13 protein-coding genes and 2 pseudogenes are annotated in these 22390 nt (G+C 55.7%); 9 read left to right on the top strand and 6 right to left on the bottom strand.

Annotation, left to right across the window (positions count from 1 at the left end; all coding sequences use genetic code 11):
* Window positions 1-331 precede the first annotated feature (331 nt).
* The 8 genes and pseudogenes from rpmH (at window position 332) to ACNAOV_RS09030 (ending at window position 9023) form a co-directional block, all read left to right on the top strand.
* Window positions 332-466: a 50S ribosomal protein L34 gene (gene rpmH, locus ACNAOV_RS09065; RefSeq protein WP_015022700.1), complete on the top strand. Its 135-nt coding sequence runs from the start codon at window positions 332-334 to the stop codon at window positions 464-466.
* A gap of 26 nt (window positions 467-492) precedes the next feature.
* Window positions 493-826 (top strand): annotated as a pseudogene (gene rnpA, locus ACNAOV_RS09060) (ribonuclease P protein component); the annotation flags it as partial.
* A gap of 169 nt (window positions 827-995) precedes the next feature.
* On the top strand, window positions 996-1307 hold the full coding sequence (yidD, locus tag ACNAOV_RS09055) for a membrane protein insertion efficiency factor YidD (protein WP_416517437.1): 312 nt from the start codon (window positions 996-998) through the stop codon (window positions 1305-1307).
* 2 nt (window positions 1308-1309) lie between these two features.
* The gene (yidC, locus tag ACNAOV_RS09050) at window positions 1310-2332 is read left to right on the top strand and encodes a membrane protein insertase YidC (protein ID WP_045935959.1); all 1023 of its coding nucleotides are present in this window, start codon (window positions 1310-1312) and stop codon (window positions 2330-2332) included.
* Between the two features lie 189 nt (window positions 2333-2521).
* Window positions 2522-3058 (top strand): annotated as a pseudogene (locus ACNAOV_RS09045) (protein jag); the annotation flags it as partial.
* Window positions 3059-3590: 532 nt separating this feature from the next.
* The gene (locus ACNAOV_RS09040; protein ID WP_416517436.1) at window positions 3591-4475 is read left to right on the top strand and encodes a 16S rRNA (guanine(527)-N(7))-methyltransferase RsmG; all 885 of its coding nucleotides are present in this window, start codon (window positions 3591-3593) and stop codon (window positions 4473-4475) included.
* A gap of 2030 nt (window positions 4476-6505) precedes the next feature.
* On the top strand, window positions 6506-7453 hold the full coding sequence (locus ACNAOV_RS09035; RefSeq protein ID WP_416518200.1) for a ParA family protein: 948 nt from the start codon (window positions 6506-6508) through the stop codon (window positions 7451-7453).
* Window positions 7454-7457: 4 nt separating this feature from the next.
* Window positions 7458-9023, top strand: coding sequence for a ParB/RepB/Spo0J family partition protein (locus tag ACNAOV_RS09030; RefSeq protein WP_416517435.1), 1566 nt, complete (start codon window positions 7458-7460; stop codon window positions 9021-9023).
* Window positions 9024-9807: 784 nt separating this feature from the next.
* Here ACNAOV_RS09030 and trxB read toward each other — a convergent pair.
* Complete coding sequence (gene trxB / locus ACNAOV_RS09025; RefSeq protein WP_416517434.1) at window positions 9808-10752, bottom strand: thioredoxin-disulfide reductase; 945 nt, start codon at window positions 10750-10752, stop codon at window positions 9808-9810.
* A gap of 109 nt (window positions 10753-10861) precedes the next feature.
* On the opposite strand from trxB, the gene ACNAOV_RS09020 reads away from it, so the two are divergent.
* Window positions 10862-11212: a hypothetical protein gene (locus ACNAOV_RS09020; protein ID WP_416517433.1), complete on the top strand. Its 351-nt coding sequence runs from the start codon at window positions 10862-10864 to the stop codon at window positions 11210-11212.
* Between the two features lie 1260 nt (window positions 11213-12472).
* Here the strand turns inward: ACNAOV_RS09020 and ACNAOV_RS09015 are convergent.
* The 5 genes from ACNAOV_RS09015 to ACNAOV_RS08995 all read right to left on the bottom strand — a co-directional run bounded on the left by ACNAOV_RS09015 (window position 12473) and on the right by ACNAOV_RS08995 (window position 22316).
* The gene (locus tag ACNAOV_RS09015) at window positions 12473-13687 is read right to left on the bottom strand and encodes a D-alanine--D-alanine ligase family protein (protein WP_416517432.1); all 1215 of its coding nucleotides are present in this window, start codon (window positions 13685-13687) and stop codon (window positions 12473-12475) included.
* A gap of 3 nt (window positions 13688-13690) precedes the next feature.
* Window positions 13691-14974, bottom strand: a complete 1284-nt coding sequence (locus tag ACNAOV_RS09010; RefSeq protein ID WP_416517431.1) for a PLP-dependent aminotransferase family protein — start codon at window positions 14972-14974, stop codon at window positions 13691-13693.
* Between the two features lie 243 nt (window positions 14975-15217).
* The gene (locus tag ACNAOV_RS09005; protein ID WP_416517430.1) at window positions 15218-19441 is read right to left on the bottom strand and encodes a lipid II flippase MurJ; all 4224 of its coding nucleotides are present in this window, start codon (window positions 19439-19441) and stop codon (window positions 15218-15220) included.
* Entirely contained in the window at window positions 19438-21651 is a 2214-nt protein-coding gene (locus ACNAOV_RS09000; RefSeq protein ID WP_416517429.1) for a DUF6049 family protein, read from the bottom strand. The genes ACNAOV_RS09005 and ACNAOV_RS09000 overlap by 4 nt, the downstream gene beginning before the upstream one ends.
* Window positions 21648-22316 (bottom strand): NUDIX hydrolase, encoded by a 669-nt coding sequence (locus ACNAOV_RS08995; RefSeq protein ID WP_045935953.1) that lies wholly within the window; start codon window positions 22314-22316, stop codon window positions 21648-21650. The genes ACNAOV_RS09000 and ACNAOV_RS08995 overlap by 4 nt, the downstream gene beginning before the upstream one ends.
* Window positions 22317-22390 lie beyond the last annotated feature (74 nt).

Genomic DNA, 22390 nt, shown 5'->3' with positions numbered 1-22390 from the left:
CAGTGTGCTCCTCTCTTCTCGACGACGGATTTCCCGGTCTTCCTGCTTCTCTCAAAGTAGACAGTAGCCCATTGTTACACCGACTTTGCGCGGTTATCCACAGGATAGCGTGTTGTATCTGCGCCGAATGTGAATAACAGTAATGTAATTTGTGGATAAGTAAAGATGCTCTTTCTCCCTCTATGACAGGGTTTGCACAGGGTATGGAGCGGTTCTCGCCAGCTGGATGGTGGGGGCTCGTTTGACTCCGTCCCGGCTCATGTGTACCGTGATATAGCTTGACTCATAACGAGCCGTACTCGAGTATGTCTACACACGGGAGCAACGAATTATGAAGAGGACATTCCAGCCCAACAATCGCCGTCGTCACATGAAGCACGGATTCCGCGCTCGCATGCGCACCCGCTCCGGTCGCGCCCTGATCAACCGCCGCCGGGCCAAGGGTCGTCGGACCCTCTCCGCCTGAATCGGATCCCAATCCCTTTTCAGAAGGTGGAGCGGCTGAGGAGCCACCGGGAGTTCACGGCGGTGCTCAGGCGACGCCATCGGGTCAGCAGCAGGGATCTGGTCATACATTACTTGATACCCGGATCTGACCGGACGGCGACCCCGCTGCCGGTGACATCGGCTGTGCGTGAAGGGCGGCATGACATCCTGCCTGCAGGCAGACGCCGCATGGGGCTCGCTGTATCCAAAAATGTGGGTAAGGCTGTGACCAGGAACAAGGTCAAGCGCAGATTCAGGCAACTTGCCGGATCCAAGGAGGACCTGCTGCCATCCTCCTGCGATTTGGTCATGCGTGCTAAACCCAGCGCCGCCAATGCCACCTACGAGCAGTTGGAGGAGCAGGTGGACAGGCTCTTCCGTGACCTTATGCGCAAGACTGGAAAGACTGCCGGCGGTCTCGATGCGCAGAGGCAGTCAGGTCTGCAGCTCATCGCCGAGTCCAAGGGTCAACCGATTCAACAGCAGAAAGCCACAGAAGGATGCAGGGCATGAGCGGCCTGGCATCCCGGGTTCTGCAGGGTGCAGTCCGCTGGTATCAGCGCCACATCTCGCCTCTGTCGCCGCCGAGGTGCCGTTACTACCCGACCTGTTCCCAATATGCTTTGACTGCCCTGAGGAGGTTCGGTGCCTTGCGTGGAACCATCCTGGTCGTTCTGCGGCTACTGCGGTGCACGCCCCTCAATAACGGCGGAATCGATGACGTGCCCCAAAGATTTTCCATCTTCTATCGGTTCTCGTGGTCCAAGGCTCATGAGGAGGCCCGGCTGACCCCCATGGCCCCAGACAAGGAGACGGCCTGACAATGTTCCAGAACAACGACACTTTCACTTTCGATACGGGCATATACGGCTTCTTCTACAAGATCCTGTACCCGATCGAGTGGCTCATGACCTACATCATGACTTACTGCCACAAGTTCCTGACCCTGATCGGGTTCCATAAGGGTCCCGGTGTGGCCTGGGCGCTCTCGGTAGTGATGCTGGTGCTGGTCGTCAACCTGTGCGTCCTGCCGCTCTTCATCAAGCAGTTGCGATCCATGCAAAAGATGCAGGCCCTGCAGCCCAAGCTGATGAAGATCCAGAACAAGTACCGTAACAAGAAGGATCCGGCCAGCCGAGAGGCCATGAGCCGGGAGACCATGAAGGTCTATCAGGATAACCATGCCAACCCCATGGGGTCCTGTCTGCCCGCGCTGGTCCAGGGCCCGGTCTTCATGACCATGTTCTATGTGCTTTCGGCTGTGCCCTTCATCGCCCGGGGCAAGCGGGCGCCCCTGGGAGCCTTCAACCGACAGGTGGCGCGAGAATTTGAGGAGACCACCTTCTTCGGGCTGCGGATTTCTGACAACTTCATGTCCGCCCAGGGTGCGGGCCGCATAGTCATCGTGGTCTTCATTGTGCTCATGTGCCTGGCCATGTTCTACTCGCAGTTCCACAACGTCCGGCGGAACATGCCCAGGTCGGCCATGCAGGGACAGCAATACAAGATGCAGCAGATGATGGCCTTCATCTTCCCGGTTATGTACATCTTCTCAGGCATCTACTTCCCCTTCGCCGTGCTGATTTACTGGCTGACCAACAACCTTTGGAATCTGGGCCGAACCCTCTTCCAGGTCCGCCATATGCCCACGCCGGGCTCGCCGGCCGCAGAGAGCAAGGAGGAGCGGGACCACCACCGTGAGAATGCTCGCCGCAAGCGTCAGGGGCTGCCCTCTTTGGAGGAGGAGCAGTTGATGGAGGCCAAGCGGCTTGAGGAGGAGGCCCGCAACAACAAGAACGTCTCCCACCAACGTTCTCAGCCCCACCGCAAGCGTCGCGGCCGTTGAGGCGGCTAATGGCCGTGGTGGCTGGCGTGATGACCCGGCTTTCGGTCGGGCGGATACTGGAGTAGTCTGCAATCATCACGTCCGTGTATCCTCAATACTGGACACTCGATTGGTGACCAGGAATCCGACCAGGAATCCAGTGGACCTGAGGTTATGAATCGGATGTAAACGCGTGTAAGGAGAGCATAGATGTCTCAGTCTCTGGACCAGGGAAAGACCATCGAGCAACTCAATGAGGAGGCGGATGTCGCCGCCGACTATCTGGAGGGGTTGCTGGACATCGTCGATTACGAGGGCGATATCGAGATGGGGGTGCGCAACCACCGTCCGACCGTGCAGATTGTGGCTGACGACGACACGGATATCAGGCATCTGATCGGCAAGGATGGCGAGGTAGTCGACGCTCTTCAACAGCTGACGCGGCTGGCCGTGCAGCAGAAGATAGGGGAGCGCTCCCATCTGATTGTGGATGTGGACGGTTTCCTGCGGCGCAAGCGGGAACATCTGCGCGAGCAGGCCCTGGATGTGATTGACGAGGTCCGTGAGACCGGCGAACCTGTCAATATGAAGCCTATGAATTCCTTCGAACGCAAGATCGTCCATGACATGGTCCGCGAGGAGGGGCTGAAGTCACGCTCCCACGGCGAGGAACCCCACCGTTACGTCACTGTCTACCTGAAGGCTAAGAGCGAAGACGAGGACCTGCCTGACGATATTGAGGACGAGGCAGTCGGGTATGATGTCCCGTTGGACGCGGATGAGACCGATCAGCTCGATGATTCGGCTGATTACGAGGCTCATGACGATCCAGATGATGCCGACAGGGAGTGATTGCGGACCCATTCATGGCTATGGGCCGATGAGGTACTTATGACGTCGGCCTTTTAGATTGGTCCACTGTTTGGTGCAGTTACTGTCTCAGGCTGTTGTGCTATTTGGCAGGTGTATCGTGTCATCTGCCAGCTGTTTAGTCTTGTCTCGCTCATAATGATGGTTAGTTCACCATGATGCTTAATTAGCAATGCTCTAGGTTGTTGATCCTCTATCAGGGACTGCACTTATGCCGCTTGCGATAGGATACTGATATTTGGCTCTCGGCGCTCTTTTCGGTTGAAAACCATACCTTGGTAATAGTTTTGGGAATCCGACGGTTTCGGCTCTGGCAGAGTGAAACCTCGCTGTATACGGAACAGCAAGACGCTGTCGTGGTCTGTGGCTGTAATTGACTGGGCGCCAAATGTGAATGTGAGGAGTTGAAATGGCTGTTGTGGATGATGAGCTGAACGATAGTCCCCTCTTAAGCCAGGTACTTGGCGATGCTCTGGTACCCATGCAGCGTTTCCACGACAAGATCCTGCGTGAGGGTGTGGAAAGGGGCATCATTGGCCCTCGCGACGAAGACATTATTTGGGAGCGGCACATACTCAATTCAGCTGCTATTGTCCCTTTCGTGCGAGAGCGATTGACTACCGATAGTCACGCGGCAACAGTGGCAGATATTGGTTCTGGTGGAGGCTTCCCAGGTATTGTACTGGCAGCTTGCCTTCTGCAATGCCAGGTTGTCCTGGTCGAGCCAATGGAGCGGCGTGTAACGTGGCTGCAGGAAGTTGTCGATGAGTTGCACCTGGCTAATGCGGTTGTGCTTCGCAAGCGTGCAGAGGATCTGGCCCCGAAATCATCCCATGCGTCGAAGCGGCATACCAAAAGAGATTCGCAGAATCGCCGCCATGGTCGTCGTAGAAGCGAGGAACAGCCTGTTTCGGTATCCGGCCACGGTGATTCTTCAACTTTGGCTACAGTCGGAAATGGTGACAGTAAACAAGATATAAATGGCCATGACTCTTGGGGAGTAATTGGGAGAGCAGATCTAGCAAAGGTCGATTCAAATCCTTCGGTTCCTCAGACTTTCGATGTCGTGACATGTAGGGCTGTAGCGCCCATGACTAAGCTAGCCGGATGGACTTTACCTCTTTTGAGATCGGGTGGTGAGCTTATTGCTCTTAAGGGTCGTTCTGCACAGGCTGAACTGGATAAGGCTGCTAAAGAGATAAAAAAATGTCATGGAGAGAATCCACGAGTTTGCCAAGCTCCAGTTGCTCCTGGTCTTGAGGATACTCACGTGGTTCTTGTGGACAAACGCTAAAGCTGAACACTGATTTGAAACTATTGAATGATTTAGGTGTCTAAGATCTGCTAACAGGTGGAAAAGAATCGCCTAGTCAAGATAATAAATTATCACTAATCAACACAGGGCATTATAAATGGTTGATTGGGAATCGCCGATTACGTCAAACTAGATTTAATTCGTCTCCTCCAGGCAACAGCTTGGCCGATAATTAATCGAGATTGGTCGACTCTCAGATCATAAGGCAATGTAAGTATGTTGGTGATCTATGGTGATCCATACTGCCTGTAATGGCAGTATTTTCAGTCTGAAGCTTCCCATTTTTTTTTTGATGTTCAGCTCTAAGACGGCACGATACATGATAGTCGCCTGATTCGATATTGCTATATATTTTGAAATATAGATATCCTATCTCTTGAATATTGTGCACAGTATGGCGACTCTTTTGCTTTGCCGCATGTGTCATTCCATTCTGTTTTCTCCTCCAATCATTAGCGACCTGGACGTATGAGGATCATCTCGGAATTGGATGTACCGCTATTTTTCTGATGTTGCATTCAGACCACTAGGAGATCTCGTCGCTTCGCTGCTTACCGATCCATGAGTTTACCTGTTTCACGTACCGGGTATTTGTAGTTATTCTCGGTTTATAGAACTCATATACATATTTTCTTTAGATCAGGGGAGTCTGTTGGTTGTGTCTTAACCTGTGAATTAATCTTTATTCTCTTTTCAACAATCTTCACAGAGTTATGGTGGTCCCTGCAAATGTATGAGGCTTGGGGGAGTCAGCAGTTAATCGTACCGAAGAAGTTTCTGAATCTGTCCCCGACATTAAACAGTCCTGTAGTGTCTGTTGTAGTGCGATAATCACATGAAGCAGCCCAAGAGGTATTCATCGGTTTTGGATAGACCCACTAAACAATGTTTCACGTGAAACAATGCAAATTAATATTTGCTTTGGCTTGTAAAAGATAGAGAGCTTTATTTATAAGAATTGCAATAGATCACAATGACTTAGCAAGCCGATGCGCGTAAATATAGAAGCGTGAGCGTGATATGTGAGAACATTATTGCTACGTTTAGATTTTGTGGTATCTATGCTCATTAGCTTATTCATTTGTAGTAGAACTTAGTGCATTATTTCGTTGTAGTGATTGGTCGTAATGTTTCACGTGAAACAATGAGCATCTAATGCAAAAATCTAATTAGGGTTACTGGAGCATTTGGCCAAAAACAGAATTTTTTATACGAAGCATTGATAGATACTTTATGTATGAATGTACAGATGATTGTCCTTTAACAATAATCTAATTAGGTTGAACAAAACTGTTGACCGCTCCTCGTTGAAACTTGGTCAACAATGTTAAACTCCACTTTGAAAATTAAAGATTCAGTGCGGTTCGCTAAAGCAGGCTTTATTTAATGCTTACAGGCTAACAGGCTTTGAAGATGAAAGAAAGAACGGAGTGATTCGACCGTTTAAGCTGACTATTAACATGGCAACAATGCATTAAAACCAATATAGATGTTTCACGTGAAACAACCTCACGCTGTACAGTTGTATAAGGTTTAATGTCCAGAGATTTTAGAGTTCCGGCAGTGTTTATAGTGGCCATCCGATGTGTGGATGGAATCATTGATTATAACCATGAATGTTGCTGCTTAAACTAACGGCGTATGTAATTTATTGAGTCGCTGCTCTTAAGTTATGCACAATTTAGACCCAGTGATTGATTTATCCACATCACCGTTTGTGGACTATGACATGATGTTCCAAGCGGCAGAATTGTCAATAATTACAAGGCAAAACTAATGAATTAAGGAAAGAATCGATTGCGTAGGCCTTGATAGAGCTATCCACACTTATCCACAGTTATGAACAGTGACGGTGCATAACTGGCGGCCGTTCTGACATGTCCAACGAGGACGGGAAAATTGAATGGTTATCAAAAGGAGGAAGGTTCGTGACCGCATCGAAGAAGGTGAAACCCGTTTCGAGAAATACCCCGGAAGTCGGTGAGCAGTCCACGCCGAACACATCAGGTATGGAGACGGCAACGGATATTCTGAAGCGAATATTCGCTGACGGGACCGGTTCGGTGTCCGGTGCGGAGTTGGCAGATCTATCAGCACGCTATCAGGCAATACGCCAGGCTGAATTCCCTCATCCGACAAAAACTCGCTTTATTGCCATTGCAAACCAAAAGGGCGGGGTAGGGAAAACAACGACCACCGTTAATTTGGCGTGTGCGTTTGCTGAATTTGACCAAAGTGTCTTGGTCATCGATATGGATCCGCAAGGCAACGCTTCTACTGCACTGGGTGTCACCCACGAGTCCGGGACACCATCAACATACGATGTCCTTGAAGGTCGTCTCGGGATCGAAGACGTTAAGGTGGTTTCACCTGAATTTCCAAACCTTGAAGTCGTCCCATCGTCTATCGATCTGAGTGGGGCTGAGCTCGAAGTTGCGGATATGCCCAACCGCAATCAACTTATGAAAAAAGCAGTTGCCGACTATCTCAAAGTCTGCCATCAGCATTATGACTATGTTCTTGTTGATTGCCCACCTAGTCTTGGACTGCTGGTTCTGAATGCCATGTGTTCAGTCAATGAGGTATTGATTCCAGTGCAAGCTGAATACTATGCTCTCGAAGGACTGCAACAATTGCTGCATACTATAGGGCTTGTTCAGCAGAGCTATAATCCTTATCTGGTAATCTCGACCATGTTGTTGACCATGTATGACAGACGGACACTGCTCAGCAAAGAAGTGTTCGATCAAGTCAAGGCGCATTATCCGGAGATAGTACTTAATACGACCATCCCGCGCTCAGTCAAAATCTCTGAAGCTCCCAGCTTCCGGCAAAGCGTCGTCACCTACGATCCTAAAGGGGCTGGTGCTATCGCTTATGAAGAGGCAGCGTTAGAAATCGCTCAGAGGTCCGAGCAAGTGCTGGAACATATTGCCAATAGAAGACAGGGGGAGTGAGGACATGACAAGCCGTTCACGGTTGGGCAAGGGCTTGGGGGCTCTATTTCCCGCCCTGCCAGGTGAAGATGACGAAACCAATACTGACAAAAGTCGGCCACAAGATAACAAGGGACTGAATTCAGACAACAAGCAGCCCACATCTCAAGGCTTGGCTACGGGATCGGACAGAAAACAGCGCCCGATGACGGACTCTTCAGAAAAAGACGGAGTCAAAAAAGAGCACGGTACTACGCATTCGGGTCGTGCAAGCTCTCAACTAGCGGCTACGACAACTTCTTCTAAGAGCGGTCGCAAACGTGCCGCCACGGGACAAAAGCGTGTAAGCATTTCCGAGTCTCTCAGCGAGAATGTTTCACGTGAAACACCCACTTCGAAGAGGACTACCAAGCGTCGGTCTGTCCCGTCCATCAGCAGCCTAGAACACCCAAGTGATCTATTCTTTGGACCTACAACGACAAATGTTTCACGTGAAACATCGTCCACGATGGAATCGAGCGAGGGCGTCGACAGTCAGGCAAATGGGACTCGACAAAGCGTTAATCAAGCAGGTGCTGTTCGCAGTGGTAACAAAACAAATAAGTCGGAGGGCAATAGCCAAGAGGAGTTGGAACCCGTCCAAGGTGGGTACTTGGCCGAGGTGCGTGTGGACGATATTAGGCCCAACGCACAGCAACCACGGCAAATCTTCGATGAAGACGAACTCTTGGAGTTGTCCCGCTCCATCAAAGAAGTTGGTGTATTGCAGCCCATAGTGGTGCGAAGATCAACTCTTGCAGACCGTCCAAGAACAATTGAGGATAAAACAACCTCAGTTGGCAGTGCGGAAAGTAAATTCACAGCATCTGACGTTAAGACAGATGAGAAACAATCGAATCAGCCGCAAACAACTCATTATGAAATCATAATGGGTGAGCGTCGTTGGCGAGCTACTCGATTGGCTGGCCTGGATACAATACCGGCAATTGTGAAAACAACGAGCGATGACACCATGTTGCGAGATGCCTTGCTCGAGAATCTCCATAGAGTAGCTCTTAACCCGCTGGAAGAAGCAGCCGCTTATCAGCAAATGATTGACGAGTTCGGCTTGACTCAGGACGGTTTGTCTAAGTCGATTTCTAAGTCCAGACCTCAGATCACCAACACACTTCGGTTGTTGAAGTTGCCCCCAAGTGTGCAGAAAAAAGTTAGCTCAGGTGTGTTGTCGGCTGGGCATGCCCGCGCCTTGCTTACCTTGCCGGATGAAAAGTCCATGGCTGCCCTGGCAGACAAGATCATTGCTGAAGGTTTGTCGGTAAGGTCTACCGAGGAACTTGTCGCGTTGCAGACAGGGCAGGCGAAGAAGAAAGCAAAAAAGCCTAGGGTAAACGCCTGGGCGGATAGTCCTGTGCGCCAGGATCTGGAAAGTCATTTTGATACCAAGGTGGCTATTAAGGGCACTAAAAAGCATGGGAAAATAGAAATAGTATTTTCTTCGCCTGAAGACATGGACCGAATCGTTGCCATTCTCTTGGAGAAGAATCCATCCGCAAATAATCACAGTCATTCGGACGATCAAGGCTGGGTTTGATCACATACGGTGCTCCTATTCTTAAAATGCGACTGAAAGTGTTGCTCAACTAAATCCCTCGATAAGGCAAGCGATTGCTTCAAGCTCAGTCTGATTTGTCTGAGTTGATAGCAATCGCTGTTTTTGTCTTAGTATCGGAATGATGTGGCAGTTACGAGCACGTACCATTCAAAGATCTCAGATGCCTGTACTGAATGGTTGTGTGAAATCCGCATATTGCTGGTTGGCTATGGATTGTGACAACCTGCTGAAAGATCATCCTGGTTATTGTGCCAGCTGACTACTTCTGGGTGGGTCAGTATCTCAAATGTTTGGTATCTCAAGCGCACAGCTGTCGATAAACGGATGAGTATGTTCAATGGTGAGATATACAGTGAGTCGTTGACTGATTGGCTGGTTGGGCATTATCGAAAGTTGCTTAGGTATGTGTCCGTTGGTTAGTTAAGTCCTTATAGCCAGTAACCGGTTTCTGATGGAGGATGGCCCTTGCCCAACAAGGAGTTGATAACCTTCAGCAGGTGAAGTTTGTAGAGTTATCGATGTGGCTATGGGGGGAGGACCAGTTGAGGTATGCCGTCTCAGCGGAGAGTGATTTTGATGTCAGCGGGGACGATTGGAGTAGTTTTACGACTTGTTGTTTGTTTCTTGAGTAGGATACCCGGTCGCGGTCAATGAAGAACTAAAGGAAACCTCATAGGCAGCTGCACGTAATCGATAAACGAAGTGCCTGGCAATTGTAAACTGCCAGGCACGTGAATTCTTGTTTGCGGGGGCGTACCAACCCTTATCGGTTATCCAAGCTTGTAAGATATTCCTGAGCGTCTAGGGCAGCACGGCAGCCCATGCCAGCAGCAGAAATGGCCTGACGATAAATCTTGTCGGTGACATCACCAGCGGCAAAGACTCCAGGTACAGAAGTCTTCGTTGACCCACCCTCGACCAGGATATATCCGTCCTGATCCAGGTCAACTTGGCCATTGAGGAAAGCAGTCTGGGGGGTGAATCCGATGGCGACGAAGACTCCGTTAGCCGGAATGGTGGTCTGCTGGTCAGTGGCTGTATTGCGCACATCCAAGGAGGTAACGCCACTATCGTCGCCGTTGATCCGTGTGACGACCGAATCGAGAAGGAAGTTGATCTTGTCATTACCTTTGGCGCGGTCCACCATAATTTTTGAAGCGCGGAAGCCTTGGCGACGATGGATCAGTGTGACAGAAGAGCCGAAACGGGTCAGGAAGTCCGCGTCACCCATAGCAGAGTCACCGCCGCCAACAACCACGATTGGCTTATCCTTAAAGAAGAAGCCGTCGCATGTTGCGCAGTAGGATACTCCTCGTCCTGAGAACTCGCGCTCGCCAGGAATATCCAATTTTCGATATTGCGAACCAGTGGTGATGACGACGGATCGGGCTTGGTATTCTTGGCCTCCGTCGGTAGTGATCCGCTTAACATCTCCGTTCAAGTCGACTGAGACGACATCATCGTATTCGATCTGAGCACCAAAATGTTCGGCCTGATCGCGCATCTGATCCATCAGATCGGGACCGAGCACTGCTTTAGGGAATCCTGGGAAGTTCTCTACTTCCGTCGTGTTCATAAGCTGACCGCCGGGCGTTAGTGCTCCAGCAATAACAAGTGGAGCATATCCGGCTCTGCCAAGATAAATGGCGGCGGTGTATCCTGCGGGTCCGGACCCTATAACAATGGCATCATGAACAGTTTGCTTCATAACGCTACTGTATCCATTTAGGATGACTGGGTCACACGCGGTGGGCGAAAAGAGCGCTTGTTATTCCACAGTCAGTTGGGTTCTGGCAGGAGCGGGCTATCCTTGAACCATGGAGAAAACCGTGATAGTGGCCATCGTAACCAATATTGGGACGATTCTGGTGCTGATCTGGTTTATGCTCCGAGTTGATCGGTTGCTGCGGGAGCACCCCACCCACCAAACAGAGGATAGAAGCGAGGATGACAGCTGGCATAGCTGGCGGTTTTGGAATCCTCCAAATCCTGATGAGAATGACGACGACTTAGACGCTGACTCTTCGATAACAGACAAAAGCCTTGAGGCTGATGAAGATGCGACTGCCAGGACTGCCGGCCGGTATGCACCCTCAACTCAGGAGGGACCCAGTGAAAGTTCTTCACGCACATTGAAAGAGGGCGAGGAAAGCAGCAGAGACAAGTAAGACATATCTTGCCAGGCCGTAACGCAAACGCTTCAAACACGGTGGGCGCAGTTTCAGCTGTTAGTTCGATCTTACGAAAGCATAGTCTTTCAAAAAGCACGGATGCGCTTGGACATGTGTATATATGTGTAACCTCTGACTGGCGGGGTATATATGGGTGTTTATCGATGAGCTTTGCAGTGGGCACGTGAACAAACAGCGTAAGCAATAACCAATATGACACGATGGATTAATTCTGATGGGAAGATTGTGCTCTCGACGATGAGGATCAACGAATTGGGGCCATTGAACTTGTGGAGCATTGCCGGTGACAGAACGGCAATTTACTGGTGCGATCTCAGCTCTCGCTCGGAGTTCTTGATTGTTAAGTAGAGAGGTGTTCGATTCTCGAAGATACAAAAGCGGCGATGCCTATATATCTATATATGCAGTAACGTCTGCTTGACAAACATTTGGCTAAAGCATCCTGTGCTGATTAATGCAGGACTCGTGGCGATTGCGATCCCAGGAAGGTCGTATTCGTCTTCATTCGTCCCATATCTTTATTCGACTCATGCCTTTAACAGGCAGGATTTGGTGTCAATCTTAGGCGCTATACCGTGTGGGACTCTCGCTGGAGTCGATGAAGTAAGTTGTCCACGCCAGAATGTTTCACGTGAAACATTCGATACCGACCACAATTGCATGCATGGGTATGGAGCAATACAGCTGTCTATTGTGAGTTGAGTCCTAGAGAGTGACCAGCCATTCTGGCATCGGCAATTTATTAGACTGCGTTGCTTTTGCACGTTAGTCTTGTCAACAATACAAAACCCGGGAGCAGATTGAACATACCTTTGGCTCAATGTTGGCATTGGCTGAGCAGGAAAGGAAAAGCGGGGGAGTAAAGGGGAAGTGGAGCGCATAGGGTGAGCGGTGAGTCGAGCTTAACGCATAAAGGGAGGGAAATAACCAACGGTGGGGTGGTGAATGGTGAACGACTGACATTTGATTGCCAGAGAAAAATGATGGTGAGAATAATGAACGCAGAATAGAGTATGGGTTTTAATGATTACAAACTGTTAGTCCATACTGTGTCAACCTGTTAGTGCATATGTATGAGGGTGCCCGCCCTGCGCACTATCTGTTCTACATGCATTTGTACGCTACGTATATTGCAAGTCCGCCTGATGCATGGCGTGCAAATTTGCGCGTTATGCATCAGGCGGACCGTGTTCAGGACAACCGAATGATAGGCAGAACTAGACAGGCCTTGAAGCTTCAGTCGGTTCGCTTTTGATTCAAAACTGATTGAACCAATGCAGTGTATAGCTCTGGTAGGTTGTAGCCCGCAGCCAAGGCTGATTGCGGCAGAAGCGAGGTGTCCGTCATGCCAGGCGCTACGTTGGATTCCAGGAATTGCGGCTGTCCTTGGGCATCAACGATGAAGTCGGTGCGCGAGATGTCGCGGAGCCCCAGAGCCCGATGGGCGGTCAGTGCAGCATCGCTCACAGCCTGTGTGGTCTTGGCATCCAGTCGAGCTGGAACATAGAACTCCGTCGGGCCAGGTGTGGAGCGAGCCTCGAAGTCGTAGGTGCCTGAAGGGGTCCAGATTTCGAGCGGTGGCAGAACCAGGGGATGTCCGTCAAACTCGAGGATGGAGACTGAGACTTCAGTGCCCGTGACAGCCTGTTCGATTAGGGCCACATCACCGTAGGCAAAGCAGTTGATCAAGGCCTGAGTGAGCTGGCTCTGTTCCGTCACCATGGTGCAACCCATGGCTGAGCCGCCCATGGTGGGCTTGATGAAGAGCGGGAGTCCCAGCGAACCTAGGAGCATATCAATGACAGGCTCGACTCCCAGCTCGCGGAACATGGATTCGGGCAAGGTCACGGAATGCGGAGTGTGCAATCCGGCCATGCGGACAACGTTCTTGGCGATGGGCTTGCTCCAGGCGGTCCGGGAGGCCTTGGCCCGGGAACCGATGTAAGGCAATTCAGCCATCTCCAAGACATCACGGATGGAGCCATCCTCACCATTGGCACCGTGCAGCAGAGGCCAGACCAAATCAGGACGGGTCGACTCGTCGGTCAGGTAAGGCAGAAGCGAGCCATCCATGTCGTGGACATGGACCGTCCATCCGGCCTCCTCAAGGAATCCCTGGACTCGATGCCCCGAGCTGATGGAGACATCGCGCTCATGGCTGAGGCCACCACAGATGACCAAGAGTGACTTATCAGCACGCTTGGTGGCCTTGCTCGCCAGGGAGAGGACATCGTCCATGGTGAACGGCGTGGCCTCACGAGTGGAGCGATGCGAGGTCCTCCTGGCTCTTTTGGCCGGTTCGCCAGTAGCCATGGACGCATTGTTGGCCGCGGTGGTATCCGGGCTGGCGACTGTGGTCGTCGTCGCGCTCGCGGTTGCTTTGGCTTTGCCGGTTGCCGGGGTTTTGCCACCGGTCTGCTGCCGTGGTGTCTTGCTGTGCTTGGCCGCCATGATTCAGCCCCTTTCCTTGCCGCTGTCGGGCTCGAACAGCCGGACGGTGGCGAGTTCGTTCTCGATGACCGTGGACAGTCTGCGTATTCCCTCTCGGATCCGATCTGGGGTGGGGTAACAGAAGGACAGACGCATATGGTCCGCCCCCTCCCCATTGTCGTAGAAGGCTGTGCCGGACACGTAAGCCACCTTGGCGGTGATCGCCCTGGGCAGCATGTCCTTGGCGTTGAGCCCCTGGGGTATCTTCAGCCAGATGTAGAAGCCGCCCTTGGGCTTGAGCCACGAACAGTAGGGCAGGTACTCCTTCAAAGCCTCATCCATGGCATCGCAGCGTTCCTTGTACATTCCTCGATAATCGTTGATCTGCGATTTCCAGTCGAAGTTGTCCAGATAAGTGGTGATGGTCATCTGGCTCATGTTGGAGGGACAAAGGATGGCTGACTCGTTGGCCAGAACCAACTTCTGTCGGATGCCGGGAGGCGCAACCATCCAGGCCACGCGCATGCCCGGGGCGATGATTTTGGAGAAGCTGCTCAGGTAGACAATGCCCTCGGAGTCGTAAGAGCGCAGGGCAGGATAGGTCTGGCCGTTGAAGGCCAGCAGCCCGTAAGGATTGTCCTCGACAATAAGCACATGGTATTTTCTGGCGATCTCGATGACTCGCGGCCGCCGCTCCACGCTCATGGTGGCACCGGCAGGATTGTGGAAGTTGGGCACGGTGTAAAGGAACTTGACCGCCTTGCCCTGGCGGCGCTGCTCCAGAATGGTCTCTTCCAGAGCCTCAGGAATCAGCCCGTCGCCGTCCATGGCCACATTGACCACATCGACCTGGAAGGATTGGAAGACGCCCAGGGCGCCCACATAGTTGGGTGCCTCAGCCAGCACTACGTCGCCGGGGTCGCACATGATCCTGGTAATCAGGTCCAGTCCCGACTGGGAACCGTTGACGATGACCACGTCATCCGGCTGGACGTCCTTGATGCCTTCCAGTTCCATAATGGGCAGCACGTCTTCGCGCAGGTGGGGATCGCCCTGTGCCGACCCATACTGCCAGGCCACCTGGCCCTTGCTCCGTAGCATGTCGCCAAGCTGGTCGGCCAGTTTATCGAAAGGCATCCGGCCCAAGTAGGGCATGCCGCCCGCCAGGGAGACCACCTCGGGCCGATTGGCCACGGCGAAGAGGGCGCGAATCTCAGAGGCGCGCATCTGCTCGGCTCGTGTTGCATAGGAGCTATACCAAGGATCGTTCTTGATGACCTTGGACGCAATATTGGGATCATCCGCCATAACTGACTTCCGCCTTCCTGCCGCCGTTGTCTAAGGAAACTGTATTACCTGCGGGCGCTATGTAGGAGGAAAAATCCAACACATTACCATTTCGGTACACCCATAGTATCGGTATATGGATGGGTAGGCAGTCATGTCTGGCCGAAGGGGTCCATGGGACTTGCAGGCAATTGCGCTCGATGGATGGTCTGTGGGTCGACGTCGGGATGACTGGCCTCCGCCGCCGTCGACCCACAGCCATGCTCAGAAGGCCTGGACGGAAGTGAAGCGCAGGGTGTTTCCCGGCATGCCGTCCATGGGCACCCAGACGACCAGGTCCTGAGTCGTCACCGGTTCGCGCAGGGTGACCTGGGTGGTTCCCGAGGCATCGAAGCTGAAGTCGGCCAGCGGTTGTCCCTGGTTGGGCTGAGCCGCCGTGGAATTCGCGTAGACCTGGGCATGGCCACCGCTCTGAGGCGCGACGATGGTCAGGCGGGAGACCTCTTCCGGCTGGGTCAGGTGCATATACCATCCATAGCCCTGCAAACCGGCAGGCTTATTGAGGAAGATCTGGCGACTCGTCCGATAGGCCGTGGTGTTCTTGGGCTTGGGCGGATCGGGAACCTTCCCGGCCTCCTTGTCAGCGTGGCTGACCTTGTCGGCATCGGCCTGAGCTTGGTCATTGCCGTCGGCATTGCTGGAAGGAGTTGCTTCCTCGCTCTCATTGGTCTTGCCGGGGAAGGGCACGTTGGACATGACAGGCCAGCCGCCCTCACTTTTACCGACCTTGGATCGGGATCCGGTAATGGTCGAGAGGGCCCAGACCAGGGCTACCACAACGATTACGGTTGCTATGGCGATGACTACTGAGCGAGTCGTGAAGCGGCCGAACAGGCGAGTGTCAGCCATATCGGCCTCGTCGTCCAGATCCTTGTCCTGCTCATCGTCGGGAAGTACCGAGTAAGTCACCGGCATGGGCATGGAGTGGATTTCAGGTGTGAAGCTGGGGGGCAACGGCTCCATGACTGTAGTTTCCTGCTCCTCCTGATCGAAATCATGGTTCTTGGAGGATCGGGCTGACTGGGCAGTGGCCTTGCTAGGTGCCTTGGTCTTGTCAGAAGCAGCGGCGGAAGAATGGTGTTCATTCCGGGCAGCAGATTCTCCTCCAATAAGAGGTTCGGAGGCCGCAGTTCCTGAGTGGCGCGCACGCGAATCGACGTTGCCATGTGGAGCGCTCATGTTGGATGTTGCCTTGGTGGCCTGGTTGCTGCCGACCGCCGCACCGTTCTCCTCGCCGCTGGACTTGTGGAAGTCCCATTGGGAGAAGCCTCGCTCCACGGGATTGTTGGCAGTCACGCCGTTGCCGCTGAGAGCCTCGGACGGTTTACGCTGATCGTCTTTGACGGTCGGCATTCGCCCGGTCACAGCCTTGGACTCTTCTTCATACACGGCTGCGGGCCTGGCCGCTGTCGCCCTGAGTGCGCTCACGTCCATGGCTGCGGTCTTGCGGGAGGAGCTGTTCAGCGAGCGCAGCCGCTGGCGTTCGTCAAAGAGCGAGAAGAGGTCGGTATCCGTATCCTCCGGATTGAGCATTTCAATCTCGCTGCGGCCGGGGAAGAGCAGTTGGTTGGTCTTCCAGTGCGGCTCACGGTGGGATACGGTCTGCGCGGCAGGCAGGTCTGAAGAGGTCAGCCCCTCGGGAAGCGGGAGTACGTTCTTGGGGTCCACCGGACGCAGGGCGACGGACTCGATGGAGGCGCGGCCGTCCAGCTCGGGCCAGATCAGATCGCTGTCGGTCAGCTCTTCGGGCGGGATCCAGGGGCTGAGCAGGGCCGAGAGCTCCGCCAGGGTGACCAGTGGAACCGGCACGGCCCCCTGCTCGTTCGTCAGGCCCAGCCCACGCATGCAGATGATTTTGAACTCTTCCGGGGTCTGCTTGGGCAGCTCCTGCAGGCTGGGCCGCCGTCCGTCCTGGTCGGGTCGGCGCGTCAGCATGGCATAGAGCACGCCTGCCAGCTCGCGTATGGCATACTCCTCGTCCGTCAGTCCCGTCTCAGTCGAGGCCGATGGGTGCTCAAGCATGGGCGATATGGGTGCATCGGCCAGGGTGATCGAGGCCGGGGCCAGCCTGATGGTGCTCGTGGAGACCGCATAGTCGACCATGCCTGCGGCATGCAGGGTGCGCATGGCTTCGGTGACCTCGCCCATGATGGTGCCGATGGCCCGGTCGCTGAGCGTTCCCCCGGCGGGTCCGTGCATGTAGTCCCTCAGGGACATGCCGGCATCGGGGGCGGTGACGATCAGGGAGACCTTGTCACGAGTGTGCAGCTGATAGACCGGGGTGAAACGGCGATCCTTGCTCAGTGCCAGGCTTGAGGCGTTGATGTTGATCCGGTCCATGCAGGTGGAATCCCCCGCGATGAAGAGCTGGCAATCCCTGTCCAGGACCTTGTCCTTGGCCCGCCAGGCGCTCAGACCGTTCGCGCGGCGGAGCAGGGTGACCAGGGTGTATCTGCCGAGGATGGTGTCTCCGATATGCGCGTTCATGGTTGCCGAGCTCTCATCAGAAGTGGGGCGCCGCCTGTAGTCGGCGACACCGTGGTGGACCTTGCTGTTCTTAGGTACAATCCTAACGGGTTGCGGGGTCGGGGGAGCCGGTGGAGGTCCGGCTATCGCGGATTCTCCATCAGCGTCGGATTCGCGGGCCTCCTCGAAGTTCTCCAGCGCTGCGTCCATGCCGGGCAGAGCGGAGTCGGGGGAGGAGGAGTGCACCACCCTGACCGAGCGGTCGGCCAGCCGGGAGGGTCGCTCCTGCAGTGCGTCCAGGCTGCGGACGGGGTGCCGGGCTGTCCTGCCCAGCCGACGGGCCAGATCGACCAGGAGCTGGATGAATTCCTCAGTGCGCAGGGCTACCAGGGTCACGACATAGATGACCGCCGTCAACAGGGTGATGACCACGCAGATGAAGAGCGCCTGCACCCAGCTCATGTGACCCTGCCGACCCTGAATCCAGGCGCCGACCAGGTGGGTCACCGGGGTTTTGACCGTCAGGGCGGCCGCCAGGGCCAATCCCGCAGCCAGGAAGGCCTTGGCGTAGGTGATAAGAATCCGCCGCTCGTCCAGGTTTCCCTGGAAGGGGCTGCGCAGCATGTGAGCCAGGACAGGGAAGCTGAGGAGGCTGCTCAGGGACAGGCTCAGCCCTACCATCGCCGCCCAGTAACGGGGAGGCAACAGGCGTATGGATACCAGAAGCACTGCCACCTGAATGGTGTTGGAGACGGCCGCGAAGATGAAGGGATGCCGGCCATCCTCGAAGGCGTAGAAGGTGCGCTGAATGAGCAGGAAGGCGCTCGTGGGAACCAGCCCCAGGGAAAGCGTTATCAGCGGTCCTGATATAAGGACGGACTCGTGCACGCTTACCGAGGGCAGCAGGGCTCGGGTGATGGGCACCGGAATGGCCAGGAGGACTGCGGCGAAGAAGAACATGACCAGTCCCACATTGCGCAGGGCCTGGCTCAGATCATTGCGGGCATCCCCGATGCGGCCGTCGGAAACTGCCTTGGACAGCTTGGGGAAGAGGGCCGTGCTGACCGAGACGGCCACCAGCGAGTAGGGCAGGATGAAGATGGTGTAGGCGTTCTGATAGGAGCCGTTGCCGGCGATGTCGAATGGGTTGCCCTCCAGGGGTGCACCGTTGTTGATGCGGGCATTGACCACGTTGGCCAGCTGGTTGATGATGACCACGCACATGCTCCAGGCCGCCACTGAGCCCATGGATCGCAGGCCGATTCCACGCAGGCCCCAGCGGGGACGATAGCGGAAGCCGCTCATGATCAGGGGGATGAAGAGGACCAGCGCCTGGAAGGCCACTCCAAGGGTCCAGGCCCCGGCGGTCAGGGCCACCTTGCCGTTGTCCCAGAAGCCGACCGGCTGATTGCGGGCGTTGCCGAACAGGAAGATGAAGGCCAGGAAGCCCAGGCAGCTGATAACGTTGGCGCCCACCGAGCTCCAGGCGTATGCGGTGAACCGGCCCTTGGCTGCCAGGATCTGCCCCAGGACCGTGTAGAGCCCGTAGAAGAAGACCTGTGGCATGCACCAGAGGGTAAAGGAGTTGGCCAGGGCCCGCTGTGCCGGGTTCCACTTGGAGTTCAGATAGATGGTGGTCAGCACCGGGGTGCCCAGCATCAGCAGTAGGGTCAGCAGGGCCAGGAGGACCATGGCGACCGTGATCAGCTTGTTCAGCCGGTCTGCCGCGTCCCGCTCCTTGAGGGTGCGCACGATCTGCGGGACCAGGACGGCGTTGAAGATGCCGCCCGAGATTAGGGTGAACATGACCTGAGGGATCATGGCACCGGTCTGATAGGCATCGGCCGCGATCCCGGTGGTGCCTATGGCGGCTGCCAGCAGGATGGTGCGGATCTGCCCGGTTACGCGGGAGGCCGCGGTGCCCGTGGCCATGATGGCGGAATTGCGCCCTACGGAACTCATTCGTCCGGGTCCTTCGTACGGTGGAACTGCCGCCAGAGCCCCAGGAGTCCCAGGAGCACGGCGATGACAATGATAATCAGGCCGCTCATGTCGCTCAGTCGCAGATTACTGGTGATCTGAGCACGACGCACCTGGCCGAATGGACGGCCCTGGCTGTCCAGCAGGCCGATGTCCACGTTGGCTCTACCGGCTGCCGCCACCCTGACCTTGAAGGTTACCTGAGCCTCGGAGCGGGCGGGAATGACCGCCTCCGCCATGCGCGAGGTGACGATCTCCATGGAGTCGGTTCGGGCGCTGATGCGGGCGTGGACAGGATAGGGGTGGCTGTTGCTGACGGTGACGGGCATGGAGGCCGTCTCGCTGACGACGTTCAATGACTCGCTGGGCGTGATGCTGATCCCGTCCAGGAGCCGTCGGGATATGGCCTCGGCCTGATCGGCCAGTCCAGAGGCGGCTGCGGTTCCCCCCAGGGACTTCAGGGCCAGGTCGTCGTGGGCGGCGGTCAGCTGGCTCAGCCACTGATGCGGATCCTTGGGCTGGCGGGCGGTGGTGTCGGCATCCTGGCGGGCCAGGGCCTGGCTGTCGGTCTTGCCTGCCGAGGCGCTGGCGGTGGGTTGGGAATCCTGCTTGTCGTCAGCCAGGATGGAGGTGGCGAATCGGTCGATGTCAGCCCGGCTGGCGATCAGGGAGTCCAGGGTGCCTGTCGGGCCATCGCCATGTTTGGCGTTGCCCTTTGCGCTGCCGGGCTCCAGGGCCTTGAGCAGACCTGACGACCCACCTGTGAAGTCGGGCGCCTGCATCAGGTCGTCCATGGACTTAAGGCTGATCCATGGAGCATGCTCCAGTTCGGTCATGATCCGGTCCGCCTGCTGGGTGTCCTCATCGGCGTCGAAGCAGACCAGGAGGGAGCGTTCGGCGTAGGGCTGCTCCATCTGGTAGAAGGCGCTCTGAGCTATGAAGCGCGCCGTCTGCCCGGCCTGGGTCTGCTCACCGGTGGCGCGTGTGGAGCTGGGGTGGCCCTTGGCCAGGTTGCTGAGCTCGCGCTGGGCCGACAGGACGGTTACATTTCCGGCCCTGGTTTCGATGGTGTACTTGCCGGTGTGGGCGGAGGTGCCGGCGCCGACTTCGAAGCCCTGGGGGGCGATGACCGTCTGATAGCCGGCACGGCGGGCGGCGGTGATGGACTCCATGGTCCACTCCTGTCGGCCCTGCCAGGCGTATATGCCAGGCGCTGCGTCAGCATAGAGCTTGGCCGCGGTCTGGGCACTCCAGGACTCGGGGGTGACTCCGGCCTGGGCATAACGGTCCTGATTCTGGGATGCATACCCGGTGATGTCGAAGTCGGCCGGCTGAATCAGCCCTTGGATCTGGGGACGGTTGGTGAATGCGGATAGATAGACCGGGTCGCCCAGTGCCTGCAGGGACCCGTGCTTGGACAGCAGCTGGCTCTGGTCCTCCTGGCGGCGGGCCCCCTGGCGGGTCAGTGTCACGCTCCGGTTTTTATCGTTGCCTGGGCCTGACTCGGATTCGGCACTGGACTGGGTCATCAGCGCCGTCATGGCCTTGTCGTCAATGTTCCAGTCCGAGGAGGTCAGCGGCAGAACCATGGTCAGGGACAGGGCGGGGGTGCCTGCGGTGGGCAGGCCATCCCAGGTCCGGGTCAGAAAGGTGAACACGTCGCCCAGGACCCGACCCTGATCGTCGCTCAAAGAGAGCCGGACGGGCTTGGGCCCCCAGCTGGTCATTTTCTTGATCGCGTCTTGATCAGCCGGTACGTTGACGGCAACCTCGGTGCTCTGCCCGGTCGGGATTGTCGGTACTGCCTGTGTACCCAGCACATCCGGGGTGGGGATGCGGGCGTGGCCTTCGGACCAGGCCTGCATGTCGGCCCGGGAGCTGAAGGAGTAAAGGGCGCTGGTGGATACGCTCAGATGGGCATTCTCCATGGGCTGGTTGGCGGTGTTGGTCACCGCAGCGCGCAGGGCGTAGCCGGACTTGTCGGTCACCACTGGCGTGGACCAGCGCAGGGCCACCTCGGCCGAGCTCTGATGATCGCTGGCTGCCAGGGCTGGCGCTGGCTGCCAGGGAACCATCACCAAGGCCAGCAGAAGGACGGTCACCAGCAGGATCCGGGCCCGCCGGGCCCATCGATTGAAGGCATGAGTGTGCTGGCTGGTGCGCCCGCCCGGGCGCAGGGGGGTCTGGATCATGGCTGTTTTTTGTACTTCCTCGCGTAGAGCCAGGCTATTTTACGCTCATTGGGGTAACTGAGCACCGAGGTCAGGTCGGAGAAGTCCACCCAGATGGCATCTTCGGCCTCATGGTCGGGGTCACCCTCCACGCTCAGGGATCCGCCGATCATCCGCAGGACGAAATGATGAACCAGCTTGTGTACCCGCTGGTTGGTTCCGGTGAACCAGTAGTCGATGGTGGCGATGGAGTCGGTCACCCTACCCAGTATCCCCGTCTCCTCGTGGACCTCGCGCACCGCCGTCTGCTCGGGTGTTTCCCCCTTCTCGATATGCCCCTTGGGCAGGCACCATTCCAGGTGGCCCGAGCGGGAGTGCCGGGCGATGATGGCCACCCGGTCATGCCGGTCGAAGATCAGTCCGCCTGCCGAATACTCGCGCACCACCGGCAGCTCCTGGGCATCCAGAGAGGCAAAGGTTGAAGGTCCTGAGGCATGCTTATGCCGGGGCATGAGGGCAGGTGTGGGAGCGTCATCCTCGGTCTGTATGCGCTCGCGGACCTGCGGATCCAGACGTTCGCTTACAGTCTCCACCAGGTGGTCCAGCCCCTGCTGGCCGCGGGCATGGATATCCGCAGAGTCGGCGCTATGTGCAAGCATGCGCGCCATGTCCGCGGGCGTAATCATACTCCAACTTTACGTAAGGTAATGTGCAGGTGGGGTAACGGTATGCTAGTAGGCGCATCAACTCCGTAGGAAAG

Source organism: Bifidobacterium asteroides (genome assembly GCF_048001765.1).
Taxonomy (GTDB): Bacteria; Actinomycetota; Actinomycetes; order Actinomycetales; family Bifidobacteriaceae; genus Bombiscardovia; species Bombiscardovia asteroides_K.
The sequence above is the reverse complement of the archived record's forward strand: the minus strand, read 5'-3'. Positions and strand labels throughout refer to the sequence as shown.